Source organism: Streptomyces sp. NBC_01571 (assembly GCF_026339875.1).
GTDB lineage: Bacteria > Actinomycetota > Actinomycetes > Streptomycetales > Streptomycetaceae > Streptomyces.
The window spans coordinates 3,309,665-3,322,567 of record NZ_JAPEPZ010000001.1; the positions used below are offsets into that span (position 1 = coordinate 3,309,665).

At 70.8% G+C, this 12,903-nt stretch carries 14 protein-coding genes; 7 read left to right on the forward strand and 7 right to left on the reverse strand.

The genetic code is table 11. The annotated features are described in order from the left end of the window. Positions 1-87 precede the first annotated feature (87 nt). Together OHB41_RS14910 and OHB41_RS14915 are read left to right on the forward strand one after the other, a co-directional pair. Positions 88-957, forward strand: a complete 870-nt coding sequence (locus OHB41_RS14910) for a deoxyribonuclease IV (protein WP_266698597.1) — start codon at positions 88-90, stop codon at positions 955-957. A 103-nt stretch (positions 958-1,060) separates the two neighbouring features. Next, a complete protein-coding gene (locus OHB41_RS14915) occupies positions 1,061-1,564 on the forward strand; it encodes a DUF4396 domain-containing protein (RefSeq protein WP_266698599.1) in 504 nt (167 codons plus the stop codon). Positions 1,565-1,587: 23 nt separating this feature from the next. Here the strand turns inward: OHB41_RS14915 and OHB41_RS14920 are convergent, their stop codons facing one another. Next, complete coding sequence (locus tag OHB41_RS14920; protein WP_266698601.1) at positions 1,588-2,220, reverse strand: sulfite oxidase-like oxidoreductase; 633 nt, start codon at positions 2,218-2,220, stop codon at positions 1,588-1,590. Between the two features lie 155 nt (positions 2,221-2,375). On the opposite strand from OHB41_RS14920, the gene bfr reads away from it, so the two are divergent. Further along, the gene (bfr, locus tag OHB41_RS14925) at positions 2,376-2,855 is read left to right on the forward strand and encodes a bacterioferritin (RefSeq protein ID WP_266698602.1); all 480 of its coding nucleotides are present in this window, start codon (positions 2,376-2,378) and stop codon (positions 2,853-2,855) included. Positions 2,856-2,901: 46 nt separating this feature from the next. Here bfr and OHB41_RS14930 read toward each other — a convergent pair whose 3' ends face one another. Both OHB41_RS14930 and OHB41_RS14935 read right to left on the reverse strand, forming a co-directional pair. Beyond that, positions 2,902-3,171 (reverse strand): (2Fe-2S)-binding protein, encoded by a 270-nt coding sequence (locus OHB41_RS14930; RefSeq protein ID WP_323138375.1) that lies wholly within the window; start codon positions 3,169-3,171, stop codon positions 2,902-2,904. A 162-nt stretch (positions 3,172-3,333) separates the two neighbouring features. Then, a complete protein-coding gene (locus OHB41_RS14935; RefSeq protein WP_266698605.1) occupies positions 3,334-4,686 on the reverse strand; it encodes a class II 3-deoxy-7-phosphoheptulonate synthase in 1,353 nt (450 codons plus the stop codon). A gap of 302 nt (positions 4,687-4,988) precedes the next feature. Here OHB41_RS14935 and OHB41_RS52310 point away from each other — a divergent pair, with 302 nt between their 5' ends. Further along, positions 4,989-5,045, forward strand: coding sequence for a trp operon leader peptide (locus tag OHB41_RS52310; protein WP_148014101.1), 57 nt, complete (start codon positions 4,989-4,991; stop codon positions 5,043-5,045). Between the two features lie 95 nt (positions 5,046-5,140). Beyond that, positions 5,141-7,045: an anthranilate synthase family protein gene (locus tag OHB41_RS14940; RefSeq protein WP_266698607.1), complete on the forward strand. Its 1,905-nt coding sequence runs from the start codon at positions 5,141-5,143 to the stop codon at positions 7,043-7,045. Positions 7,046-7,181: 136 nt separating this feature from the next. Here the strand turns inward: OHB41_RS14940 and OHB41_RS14945 are convergent, their stop codons facing one another. From OHB41_RS14945 to OHB41_RS14960, 4 genes are all read right to left on the reverse strand, one after another. After that, complete coding sequence (locus tag OHB41_RS14945; protein WP_266698609.1) at positions 7,182-8,210, reverse strand: 6-phosphofructokinase; 1,029 nt, start codon at positions 8,208-8,210, stop codon at positions 7,182-7,184. A 145-nt stretch (positions 8,211-8,355) separates the two neighbouring features. Then, entirely contained in the window at positions 8,356-9,057 is a 702-nt protein-coding gene (locus OHB41_RS14950) for a response regulator (RefSeq protein ID WP_451290352.1), read from the reverse strand. Between the two features lie 29 nt (positions 9,058-9,086). After that, on the reverse strand, positions 9,087-10,292 hold the full coding sequence (gene macS / locus OHB41_RS14955) for a MacS family sensor histidine kinase (RefSeq protein ID WP_266698611.1): 1,206 nt from the start codon (positions 10,290-10,292) through the stop codon (positions 9,087-9,089). Positions 10,293-10,323: 31 nt separating this feature from the next. After that, on the reverse strand, positions 10,324-11,103 hold the full coding sequence (locus tag OHB41_RS14960; RefSeq protein WP_451290354.1) for a lysophospholipid acyltransferase family protein: 780 nt from the start codon (positions 11,101-11,103) through the stop codon (positions 10,324-10,326). A gap of 215 nt (positions 11,104-11,318) precedes the next feature. On the opposite strand from OHB41_RS14960, the gene OHB41_RS14965 reads away from it, so the two are divergent. Both OHB41_RS14965 and OHB41_RS14970 read left to right on the forward strand, forming a co-directional pair. Beyond that, entirely contained in the window at positions 11,319-12,128 is an 810-nt protein-coding gene (locus OHB41_RS14965) for an alpha/beta hydrolase (RefSeq protein ID WP_266698613.1), read from the forward strand. Beyond that, entirely contained in the window at positions 12,121-12,789 is a 669-nt protein-coding gene (locus OHB41_RS14970) for a hypothetical protein (protein ID WP_266698614.1), read from the forward strand. The genes OHB41_RS14965 and OHB41_RS14970 overlap by 8 nt, the downstream gene beginning before the upstream one ends. Positions 12,790-12,903: the final 114 nt, after the last annotated feature.

The window sequence follows — 12,903 nt, forward strand, 5'->3', positions numbered from 1 at the left end:
TCCGCGGAACCGGGCCGGTGGGTCCGCCGAGCGGAACCCGGAGGTCCGCCGACGGGGTGTACCGGAGCGCGTGGCACCCTGAAGGGTGTGACCAGCAAGCAGCTTCGCAATCCCGTCGGCGGCCATGTCCCCGTGGCCGGCGGCCTCAACTCCGTCGGCCTGGCCTACGCGCGCGAGATGGGCGCGGAGACCGTCCAGGTCTTCGTCGCCAACCCGCGAGGCTGGGCGACGCCCGCCGGGAACCCGAAGCAGGACGAGGAGTTCCGCGCCGCCTGCGCGGCCGGGTCGATCCCCGCGTACGTGCACGCCCCGTATCTGATCAACTTCGGTTCGCACACGGCGGCGACGGCCGAGAGGTCGGTGGAGTCGCTGCGGCACTCGCTGCGCCGGGGCCGGGAGATCGGCGCGCTCGGCGTGGTCGTGCACACGGGGAGCGCCACCGGGGGCCGGGAGCGTGCGGTGGCCCTCGCGCAGGTACGCGACCACCTGCTGCCGCTCCTGGACGAGCTGACCCACGACGACGACCCGTACCTCCTCCTGGAGTCGACCGCGGGCCAGGGTGCCTCCCTGTGCTCGCGGACCTGGGACTTCGGGCCGTACTTCGAGGCGCTGGACGCCCATCCGAAGCTGGGGGTCTGTCTCGACACCTGCCACATCTACGCGGCGGGCCACGACCTGACCGGACCGTCCGGGATGCACCGGACCCTGGATCTGCTGGTGGACACCGTCGGCGAGGGCCGGCTCAGGCTGATCCACGCCAACGACTCCAAGGATGTGGTCGGCGCCCACAAGGACCGCCACGAGAACATCGGCTCCGGTCACATCGGCGAGGACCCGTTCCGCGCGCTGATGACCCACCCCGCCACCGAGGGCGTACCGCTGATCATCGAGACGCCCGGCGGCAAGGAGGGGCACGCGGCGGACGTGGAGCGGCTGAAGAAGCTGCGCGACGGCTGAACGCCACGGCGGACACGGCGGCTGGACAAGGGAATACCCCCAGGGGGTATTAGGTTAGGTTGCCCCAGGTACAGGAACCGTCACCTGACGCCGGGGGCCCTTCATGCAGCACGACGCGCACACCCACTCCGAGACGCACACGCACACCCATGCCGCCCGCACCACGGGCCGGGTCACCTGGTCGACGGCCGCACAGGCCACTCTGCACTGCCTCACCGGCTGTGCCGTCGGCGAGGTGCTCGGCATGGTGGCGGGCACCGCGCTCGGCTGGGGCAACGTTCCGACGATGGTCCTGGCGATCGTCCTCGCCTTCGTCTTCGGTTACTCGCTCACCCTGCGCGGAGTGCTCGGGGCCGGCGTGGACCTCAGGGCCGCCCTCCGGGTCGCGCTCGCCGCGGACACCCTGTCCATCGCGGTGATGGAACTGATCGACAACGGCGTGATCGCGCTGTGGCCGGACGCGATGGACGCACACCTCGACGACCTGCTGTTCTGGGGCGCGCTGGCCGTCTCCCTGGGCCTCGCCTTCGTGGTGACCACCCCGGTGAACCGGTGGATGATCGGCCGCGGCAAGGGCCACGCCGTGGTGCACCGGTACCACCACTGACGCACGCGCCGGCGCACGCCGGGTCAGAGCTCGGGGCCGTCCCCGGGCTCCTCCTGGTACGAGTAGCGCTGCTCGCGCCAGGGGTCGCCGATGTTGTGATAGCCGCGCTCCTCCCAGAATCCGCGGCGGTCGGCCGTCATGTACTCGACGCCGCGGACCCACTTGGGCCCCTTCCAGGCGTACAGGTGCGGGACGACCAGGCGGAGCGGGAACCCGTGCTCCGCCGTCAGCAGTTCGCCGTCTTTGTGGGTGGCGAAGATCGCGCGGTCGGAGGCGAAGTCGTCGAGGCGCAGATTCGAGCTGAATCCGTACTCGGCCCAGACCATCACATGGGTGACGGCGGGCGAGGGCGGCGCGATCTCCAGGATCGTGCGCGCGGGGATGCCGCCCCATTCGGCCCCGAGCATGCTGAACTTCGTGACGCAGTGCAGATCGGCCATGACCGAGGTGTACGGAAGGGCTGTGAACTCCTCGTGGGTCCAGCAGTGCTTCTCGCCGTCCGCGGTGGCGCCGAAGACCCTGAACTCCCAGCGTTCGGGGCGGAACTTGGGCACGGGACCGTAGTGCGTGACGGGCCAGCCACGCTGCAGTCGCTGCCCCGGCGGAAGCTCCGACTGTGCCGCCGCTCCCGTTCCTCGCTCCACCGGCTGACCCATGACTCCATCCTGACAGACCCGGGACGGTGCCCATGACCAGCACAACCCCCATCAGGGCAAATCGACTAAGTATGCACTTACTGGACGCCCCGGAACGCCGATGCGAGGATGCAGCGCAAACTGCCCGGTTCCCCCGCCTGGAAGGAGCCTCTGCGATGCAGGGCGACCCCGAGGTCATCGAGTTCCTCAACGAGCAGCTCACCGGTGAGCTGACCGCGATCAACCAGTACTTCCTGCACGCGAAGATGCAGGAGAACTTCGGCTGGACGAAGCTCGCGAAGTACACGCGTCACGAGTCCTTCGACGAGATGAAGCACGCGGAGGTACTGACCGACCGCATTCTCTTCCTGGAGGGCCTGCCCAACTACCAGCGGCTCTTCCACGTCCGGGTGGGCCAGACCGTCACCGAGATGTTCCAGGCCGACCGCCAGGTGGAGATCGAGGCGATCGACCGCCTCAGGCGCGGGATCGAGGTGATGCGCGGCAAGGGCGACATCACGTCCGCGAAAATCTTCGAGTCGATCCTCAAGGACGAGGAGCACCACATCGACTATCTGGACACCCAGCTGGAGCTGGTCGAGAAGCTCGGTGAGGCGCTCTACATCGCACAGCTGATCGAGCAGCCGGACAGCTGATCCGACGGCGGGGCTGTTACGGGAACCAGCGGGACCGGTACGGGAACTAGGCGGCCTCGGCCGCAGTCGCGGGCACCGGGCGACCCGCGAGGCCGGAGAGCTCCGCCAGGGCAGGCCTGCCCTGCTCCGCGAGCTCCCGGCGCGGGCACGCACCGCGGCCCAGCAGGGACTGGATCTGGCGGACGCACGAACCACAGTCCGTGCCCGCCTTGCTCACCGACGCTATCTGGCGCGGGGTGCAGGCACCGTCCTCCGCGTGCTTCTTCACCTGCGCCTCGGTGACACCGAAGCAGCTGCAGACGTACACGCGGTTCACCTCCCGGGCGGGGTCGACTGGCGATGCCTTCCCGATGAACGGTGAGGCTAACCTAACCTTACCTGCCGTCCGGAGTCCGCAAAAGTGCGAGAGGGCGCGGATCGTATGTGATCCGCGCCCCACCCGCACCCCGCCGCGAGGGACGGAACAGACCTCGATCCGCTACTGGTCGCGGTACATCTCGGCGACCAGGAAGGCCAGGTCGAGCGACTGGCTGCGGTTCAGACGCGGGTCGCACGCCGTCTCGTAACGCTGGTGCAGGTCGTCGACGAAGATCTCGTCGCCGCCGCCCACGCACTCGGTGACGTCGTCACCGGTGAGCTCGACATGGATGCCGCCGGGGTGCGTCCCCAGGCCCTTGTGGACCTCGAAGAAGCCCTTGACCTCGTCGAGCACGTCGTCGAAGCGGCGGGTCTTGTGGCCCGAGGCCGCCTCGAAGGTGTTGCCGTGCATCGGGTCGGTCACCCAGGCCACGGTCGCTCCGGAGGCACTGACCTTCTCCACCAGCTCGGGCAGCTTGTCACGGACCTTGTCCGCGCCCATCCGCACGATGAAGGTGAGCCGGCCCGGCTCGCGCTCCGGGTCGAGACGGTCGATGTACTGCAGCGCGTCCTGGGCCGTCGTCGTCGGGCCCAGCTTGATGCCGATCGGGTTGCGGATCTTGGACGCGAACTCGATGTGCGCGCCGTCCAACTGTCGGGTGCGCTCACCGATCCACACCATGTGGCCCGAGACGTCGTACAGCTTGCCGGTGCGGGAGTCGACGCGGGTCAGCGCCGACTCGTAGTCGAGGAGCAGCGCCTCGTGGGAGGCGTAGAACTCGACGGTCTTGAACTCCTCCGGGTCGGTGCCGCAGGCCCGCATGAAGTTCATCGCGTTGTCGATCTCGCGCGCCAGCTGCTCGTAGCGCTGGCCGGACGGGGACGACCTCACGAAGTCCTGGTTCCAGGCGTGGACCTGGCGCAGGTCGGCGTAGCCACCGGTGGCGAAGGCGCGCACCAGGTTGAGCGTGGAGGCGGACGCGTTGTACATCCGCTTCAGCCGCTCGGGGTCCGGGACACGGGCCTTCTCGTTGAAGTCGAACCCGTTGACCGAGTCGCCGCGGTACGTCGGCAGGGTCACGCCGTCCCGGGTCTCGGTGCCCTTGGATCGCGGCTTGGAGTACTGGCCGGCGATCCGGCCGACCTTCACCACCGGCACCGAGGCGGCGTACGTGAGCACGGCACCCATCTGGAGCAGGGTCTTGAGCTTGTTGCGGATCTGGTCGGCCGACACCGCGTCGAAGGCCTCGGCGCAGTCGCCGCCCTGGAGGAGGAACGCCTCTCCCTTGGCGACGGATGCCATCCGGGCGCGCAGCTGGTCGCACTCGCCCGCGAAGACGAGCGGCGGATACGACTCGAGGTCCGCGATCACATCGCGCAGAGCCTCGGCATCGGGGTACTCGGGCTGCTGCGCCGCGGGCAGGTCTCGCCAGGTGTTGCCAGCGCTTGCGCTGGACTTAGCGTTCACGGTCACCTACACAACACTACGGGGTCGCGCGCGGCGTGCTCTCCCGGTGCCCAGCGATTGAGACGCGCCACGCTCGTGCCGAGACGGTCCGGCAGGCGGTGTGAGCTGCGGGTCGGCCGTCGGAGCAGGTGCTCTGGGGCGGTGGGCGGGCCGCGCCGTGGCGGACGCAGTCTAGGGGGATCACTGGACCGCCGCGGGGCCCGGCCGCGTCGGCCGTGTCGCCCTCGTAAAGGCGGCCGAAGCACGGACGCCGCGCGCGGACGCGTCGCGCTGTCGCCCGTCCCCCGGTGTCGGGTAATGTGCGGCGCATGTTCGCGCACTCGCACCAGACCTGGTGGTGGACCGCTCATCCGGCGGCCCACTGACTGCGCGTACGCAAGACTTCGCGAAGGCCGCCCGAGGGGCGGCCTTCGGCGTTTTCCGGGGTCGTTCCTCTCCGATGTGAGAAGGAACAGGACCGATGAACCTGCTCGACCTGCTGGACGATCCCCGCCCGTTCGCCCTGCTGTGCCGCCGTACCCCCGGCCGCTCCACCGAGGAGGCGGGCACGGTGGAGGTGCTGCTCGGACCCGTGGCCGAGTACGACCGGCTCGCCGACCTGCCCGACGAGGCCCTCGCGCTCATCCCCTTCCGCCAGATCCGTGAGCGCGGCTTCGACGTGCGCGACGACGGCACACCGCTCGCGGCACTGACCCCCGAGGAGAGGCACGAGCTGCCGCTGGAGCGGGCCCTGGCCCAGTTGCCGGAGCACGACGTGCGCGTCGAGGGCGGCGGCTTCGACGTCGGCGACGAGGAGTACGCCGGGATCGTCGGGCGCGTGCTGCGCGAGGAGATCGGACGCGGCGAGGGCTCGAACTTCGTCATCAGGCGTACGTACGAGGGGGAGATCCCGGGGTTCGGCAAGGCGGACGCGCTGGCCCTCTTCCGGCGGCTGCTGGTCGGCGAGCGGGGCGCGTACTGGACGTATGTCGTGCACACCGGGAACCGGACGCTGGTCGGGGCGAGCCCCGAGGTGCACGTGCGGATGTCCGGCGGGACCGTGGTGATGAACCCGATCAGCGGGACGTACCGCTACCCCGCGGGGGGACCCTCCGCCGAGGGTCTGCTCGGCTTCCTCGCCGACGGCAAGGAGATCGAGGAGCTCTCCATGGTCGTGGACGAGGAGCTCAAGATGATGTGCACGGTCGGCGACATGGGCGGGGTCGTGATCGGACCGCGGCTGAAGGAGATGTCCCATCTCGCGCACACCGAGTACGAGTTGCGGGGCCGGTCCTCGCTGGACGCGCGCGAGATCCTGAAGGAGACCATGTTCGCGGCGACGGTCACCGGGTCGCCGGTGCAGAACGCGTGCCGGGTGATCGAGCGGTACGAGCCCCTCGGCCGGGACGGTGTCGGACGCGGCTACTACGCGGGCGCGCTGGCCCTGCTCGGGCGGGACGCGGGCGGCGCCCAGACCCTCGACTCCCCCATCCTCATCCGGACAGCCGACATCGACGCGGGCGGGCGGCTGCGGGTGCCGGTGGGCGCCACGCTGGTCCGGGGCTCGGACCCGGCGGGCGAGGTCGCGGAGACGCACGCGAAGGCGGCGGGGGTGCTGGCCGCGCTGGGGGTCGTGGAGAGGAGCCCGCGCGCGCCGGGCGTACGGCCGAAGCTGGCCGACGATCCGCGGGTGCGGGCCGCGCTCGACGGCCGGCGGGCCTCGCTCGCGCCGTTCTGGCTGCGGATGCAGGAGCGGACCGGCTCCCTGGAGGGCCATGCCCTCGTGGTGGACGGGGAGGACACCTTCACCGCGATGCTCGCGCACGTGCTGCGGTCGTCGGGGCTGGAGGTGAGCGTGCGGCGGTACGACGAGCCGGGGCTGCGGGAGACGGTCCGCGCGCACGCGGGTCCGGTGGTGCTCGGTCCCGGCCCCGGTGACCCCTCCGACACGGACGACCCCAAGATGCGGTTCCTGCGCGGCCTCGCGTCCGAGGTGATCCGGGAGCACCGGCACGGAGTGCTCGGCGTGTGCCTGGGCCACGAGCTGATCGCGGCGGAGCTGGGCCTGGAGACGGTCCGCAAGGAGGTCCCGTACCAGGGCGCGCAGACCACGATCGATCTGTTCGGGCGGACGGAGACCGTCGGCTTCTACAACAGTTTCGTGGCGCGGTGCGACGACGAGGCGGCGGCGGAGCTGGCGGCGCACGGCGTCGAGGTCGCCCGAAGCGGTGCCGGGGAGGTGCACGCGCTGCGCGGGCCCGGGTTCGCTGGCGTCCAGTTCCACCCGGAGTCGGTGCTGACGCTGAACGGGACCGCCGTCGTGCGGGAGCTGATCGCTCAGCTGCGCGGCACCGGCACGCTGTCCGAGCGGCGGCCGGCTGTGTAATCGAGGACGCTGCGCACCGTGCTGTCGAGGATGTCGCACACCGGGCCGTCGATGATCCGGGCCGACGGCGTCCGCGGTGCGGTACGCCGAACGCCGCCACGGGTGGGACGTGGCGGCGCGTCGGGGGCGGTGCGGGTCAGCCGAAGAAGACGCCGACCTCCTCGTACAGCTTCGGGTCGACCGTCTTCAGCTTGGCCGTGGCCTCCGAGATCGGGACCCGGACGATGTCCGTGCCGCGCAGGGCGACCATCTTGCCGAAGTCGCCGTCGCGGACGGCCTCGATGGCGTGCAGACCGAAGCGGGTGGCGAGCCAGCGGTCGAAGGCACTGGGGGTACCGCCGCGCTGGACGTGGCCGAGGACCGTGGTGCGGGCCTCCTTGCCGGTGCGCCTCTCGATCTCCTTGGCCAGCCACTCCCCGACGCCGGAGAGCCGGACGTGGCCGAAGGAGTCGAGCGTGCCGTCCTTGAGCACCGCGTCGCCGTCCTTGGGCATGGCACCCTCGGCGACGACCACGATCGGCGCGTACGAGGCCTTGAAGCGTGACGTGACCCAGGCGCAGACCTGGTCGACGTCGAAGCGCTGTTCGGGGATGAGGATGACGTTCGCGCCGCCCGCGAGCCCGGAGTGGATGGCGATCCAGCCGGCGTGACGGCCCATCACCTCGACGACGAGGACGCGCATGTGCGACTCGGCGGTGGTGTGCAGGCGGTCGATCGCCTCCGTCGCGATGCCGACCGCCGTGTCGAAGCCGAACGTGTAGTCGGTGGCGGACAGGTCGTTGTCGATGGTCTTGGGGACACCGATGACATGGATGCCGTACTCGTCGTGGAGGCGCGCGGCCACGCCCAGGGTGTCCTCGCCGCCGATCGCGATGAGCGCCTCGACCTCCTGCTTGGCGAGGTTCTCCTTGATGCGCCGGATGCCGTTCTCCTGCTTGAGCGGATTCGTCCGCGAGGAGCCGAGGATGGTGCCGCCACGGGGCAGGATGCCGCGGACGGCGGGGATGTCGAGCCGGACGGTGTCGTTCTCGAGCGGTCCGCGCCAGCCGTCGCGGAAGCCGACGAAGTCGTAGTCGTACTCCTGCACGCCCTTGCGGACGATGCCCCGGATGACGGCGTTGAGTCCGGGGCAGTCGCCGCCTCCGGTCAGTACTCCGACCCGCATGGAAAAGTCCCTTCGCCGCGATTGCCTGAGGGGACTCACGTTAATAGTGATCCAGGTCACTTCGTCATGGGGCGGAAGGGCAATTCCATTGAAATGTGCGGGTGTTGATCACTCATCATTCACTCGATGGTGGACAACACCGTGTTTACGCCTCGTCAAGACCACGTTCTATGGCATAGCGAACCAGCTCCACCCGGTTGTGCAGCTGGAGCTTGCCCAGGGTGTTCTGCACATGGTTCTGGACCGTGCGGTGGGAGATGACCAGCCGCTCGGCGATCTGCTTGTAGCTCAGGCCCTTCGCCACCAGGCGGAGCACCTCGGTCTCGCGGTCGGTCAGCTGCGGGGCCTTGGGCTCGCCCGCTCCCGCGGCCGGCACCGGCTCGGAGGCGAGCCTGCGGTACTCGCCGAGGACCAGGCCCGCGAGCCCCGGGGTGAACACCGGGTCGCCGACCGCCGTACGGCGCACCGCGTCGGTCAGCTCCTCCGTGGACGCCGACTTCAGCAGATAGCCGGTCGCCCCGGACTTCACCGCCTCCAGGACGTCGGCGTGCTCACCGCTGGCCGACAGCACGAGGACGCGCAGCGCGGGGTTGGCTCCGACCAGCTCCTTGCAGACCTGGACACCGGGCTTGGCCGGCAGGTTCAGGTCGAGCACGAGAACGTCCGGGCCGACGGCCCGTGCACGCCGCACCGCCTGCTCGCCGTCGCCCGCCGTGGCCACCACGGCGAAACCGGCCGCGGCGAGATCACGGGCCACGGCGTCGCGCCACATGGGGTGGTCGTCCACCACCATGACCTTGATCGGGTCCTCGCCCACCTGCTGCTCCGCCTCCGTCGTGCCCGTCATGTCCGTCATCGCTGCTCCGCCTTCCCCCGTCAGACCCTCGGTCGGACCTTCGGTACCTTCAGCTCGACCTCGGTGCCCTGGCCCGGGACCGAGATCAGTTCGGCCGCGCCGCCCAGCTCGCGCAGCCGACCGCGGATCGACAGGGCCACGCCGAGCCGCCCCTCCCCCTCGGCCTGGGCGAGCCGCCCCTCCGGGATGCCCGGACCGTCGTCGCGCACGGTGACGATCACCGTGTCCGGCTCGTCCTCGACCAGGATCCACGCGCGGGCGCTCTCACCGACGTGCTTGCGCACATTGTCCAGGGCGGCGCCGACGGCCGCGGCCAGCTCCCGGGCGGCCACCGGGGGCAACGGCACCGGGGCGCCCGGCTCGGAGAGGGTCACGCGCGCGGTGGCGTACGGGGCGAGCAGCAGCCGCAGATCGACGGGGCTCCCGTCGTCGTCCGGCTCCTCGACGGCCCGTACGACCGCGCCGAGCGCGGCGTCCTCGGACACCCGCGAGACGGGCAGCAGACCGCCGGAGACCAGCGTGCGCAGCGCCACCTCCTGCTCGCCCGCCATCCGGCCCAGCTCCGCGGCCTCGCCGCCGAGGGCGCTGCCGCGCCGCTGCACCATGGCGAGAACCTGCAGGACCCCGTCGTGGATGTCCCGGGCGAGGCGCTCGCGTTCGCGGGTGGCGGCCTCGATCTCCAGGGCGCGGGCGAGGGTGAGCTCGGAGGCGCGGGCGACCTCGACGACGTAGCCGATGGCGATGGACGCGACCCAGACGAGGATCACGTTGTGGACGGTGTCGCGGGTGGGGGCGCCGCGCTCGACTAGGTTGGCGACCGCGACGAGCGTGGAGGCGAAGGCCGCCCAGCGCCAGCCGCCCTTGATGGCGAAGGCCAGGACGGAGCCCGCGGTCCATATCGACGGGAGCGTGGGGCCGCCGTCCACGATGCTGTGGTGGGTGACCGCGACCGGCGTGAGCAGGATGCCGGTGAGCGCCACGGCCAGGTCGACGGCGAGGAAGCGCTTGGTGCAGCTCGCCGCGTTCGCGACCCTGGGGAGGGTCGCCAGGGTCCAGACGAACAGGACGGCGTAGTAGCCGACGGCCACCCAGGGGTGGGCGAACCTGGCTGTCGCGGTGACGAAGAGCCCGATCGCGTACAGCATCGTCAGCACGCGGTACGCGGTGAGCGCACGCCACAGCGGCTGCTCGACCGACATCCTCATGACTCTCTCGCGCTTGGCCATGCCCCCCACCCCGCCGCCCCGACGAACGCGTCTAGGAGCCGGCCGCCCGTCCTTCTTCGGTCCCGGCCGCCTTCGCGGCCTCCCTCTGCGCCTGTTCGGCTTCCTTCTGCGCCTGCTTCTCGGCCTTCGCCGCGTCCGCGATCTGCCGCTTGGCGGCGGTCGCGTAGATGTCGACGTACTCCTGGCCGGAGAGCTTCATGATCTCGTACATGACCTCGTCGGTCACCGCGCGCAGCACGAAGCGGTCGTGCTCCATGCCCGCGTACCGGCCGAAGTCGAGCGGCTTGCCGATGCGGATGCCCGGGCGCATCAGCTTGGGCATCACCTTGCCCGGCGGCTGGATCTTCTCGGTGTCGATCATGGCGACCGGGATGACCGGGGCGCCGGTGGCGAGGGCCACGCGCGCGAGGCCGCCCGGCTTGCCGCGGTACAGGCGTCCGTCGGGCGAGCGCGTGCCCTCCGGATAGATGCCGAACAGCTCACCGCGCTCGATGACGTCGATACCGCTCTTGACCGCCGCCTCGCCCGCGCCGCGCCCGCCGGAGCGGTCCACCGGGAGCTGGCCCACGCCCTTGAAGAACGCGGCGGTCATCCTGCCCTTGACGCCGGGCGTCGTGAAGTACTCCGCCTTCGCGATGAAGGTCACCTTGCGGTCGAGGACCGCGGGCAGGAAGAACGAGTCCGAGAACGACAGATGATTGCTTGCCAGGATGGCGGGGCCCTCGGCGGGAATGTTCTCGAGGCCTTCCACCCAGGGCCTGAAGGCAAGCTTCAGCGGCCCTCCGATGGAAAACTTCATGGCGCCGTAGATCAACCGAATGCCTCCTGTGTCGTCGCTCAGACCTTATCCCGGGGGACTGTCAAAGGACCCGACGACCCTGGTCGGTGTCAGTGCGGTCGCGTACGGTGAAGTACGCCCGGATCTCCCGGGGTCGTGTTCCGCCTCCGTTCGGGTCGCCCGTCTTGTTCCGGTCCGCCCGCCTGCCTTGTCCCGTTCCGCCCGTCCTGACGAACAGGAGACCGAAGGTGCCGGTCCTTCCTGGAGCCGAGCCGTTCCGCCACGAGGGCGGAGAGGTCGGCGTCCTCCTCTGCCACGGTTTCACCGGGTCCCCCCAGTCACTGCGCCCCTGGGCCGAGTTCCTCGCCGAGCGCGGCCTGACCGTCGCGCTCCCGCTGCTGCCCGGACACGGCACGCGCTGGGAGGACATGCAGCTCACCGGCTGGCAGGACTGGTACGCGGAGGTGGACCGCGAACTGCGCGCCCTGCGGGAGCGCTGCACCAGGGTGTTCGTCTTCGGCCTCTCCCTGGGCGGCGCGCTGGCCCTGCGGCTGGCGGCGAAGCACGGGGACGAGGTGAGCGGCATCGTCGTCGTCAACCCGGCGAACAGGGTGCACGGGGCCGCCGCGTACGCCCTCCCCGTGCTCCGTCACTTCGTACCGACCGTGGGCGGCATCGCGAGCGACATCGCCAAGGAGGGCGTCACGGAACTGGGCTACGACCGGGTGCCCCTGCGGGCCGCGCACTCCATGCGGAACTTCTACCGGATCGTCGACGGGGAGCTGCCCCAGGTCACCCAGCCGCTCCTGCTGCTGCGCAGCCCGCAGGACCATGTGGTGCCGCCGGTGGACTCGGCCCGCGTGCTGAGCCGGGTGTCGTCCACGGACGTGACGGAGATCCTCCTGGAACAGAGCTACCACGTGGCGACGTTGGACCATGACGCGGACCGGGTCTTCGAGGAGAGCTACGCGTTCATCGGCCGGCTCGCGCCCGGCGTCGGCGAGCGGTCCGGCGCGGTTCAGGCGGGTCAGCAGGAAGGGACGGCCACTGGTGGCTGAGCAGGACGCGGAGCGCGGCGAGCCCGACGAGAAGGGCGTACCCGTCGGCGGGCCCCCGGGGGACGAACAGAGTGTGCCGTTCGACGAGGACGCCGCGTGGCAGGCGATCGTCGAGGGCTACGGCGAGGAGCCGAAGGATCCGCCCGGCGCGAAGCCGTTCAAGTCGGTCGAGGACCTGGCACTCCTCGATCCCGAGACGAACGGCACCTCCGCAGGCCGCGGGGGCAGGCCCGAGCAGCGCGACAAGGGCGACAAGAACGGCACGGACGACGCCGGCCGGACGGACGAGGACGGGGACCGGCCCTCCGCGGCCCAGGCTCTCGGCAGCTCGGTCTCCTTCGCGCCCGGCGTCGGCGGTCCGCGCGACTACAGCACGGCGGAACCCGCCGAGGAGGACTTCGACGAGGACGACGAGGGCCATTTCGTACCGCCCGAGCCGCCTCCGCTGCCGGCCGCCGACACCACGGCCAAGTTCGCGTGGCTCGCCGTCATCGGCGGTCCGATCGTGCTCCTGCTGGCCGTCCTGCTCGGCTGGGACATGACCTGGTGGCTCGCCACCGTGGGTATCGGCGGCTTCCTCGGCGGCTTCGCCACCCTGGTGATGCGCATGAACCCCGACGACGAGGACGAGGACGATCCCGGGCGGGGCGCGGTGGTCTGAGACAGTCCCGGCACGTGCGTCCCGGGGCGGCCGTCCCGGGACCGACGCGTCAGGGGCGGGCGCCTCAGGACCGACGCCTCAGGACCGACGGCTCGGGGCTGAGGCCTCGGAACC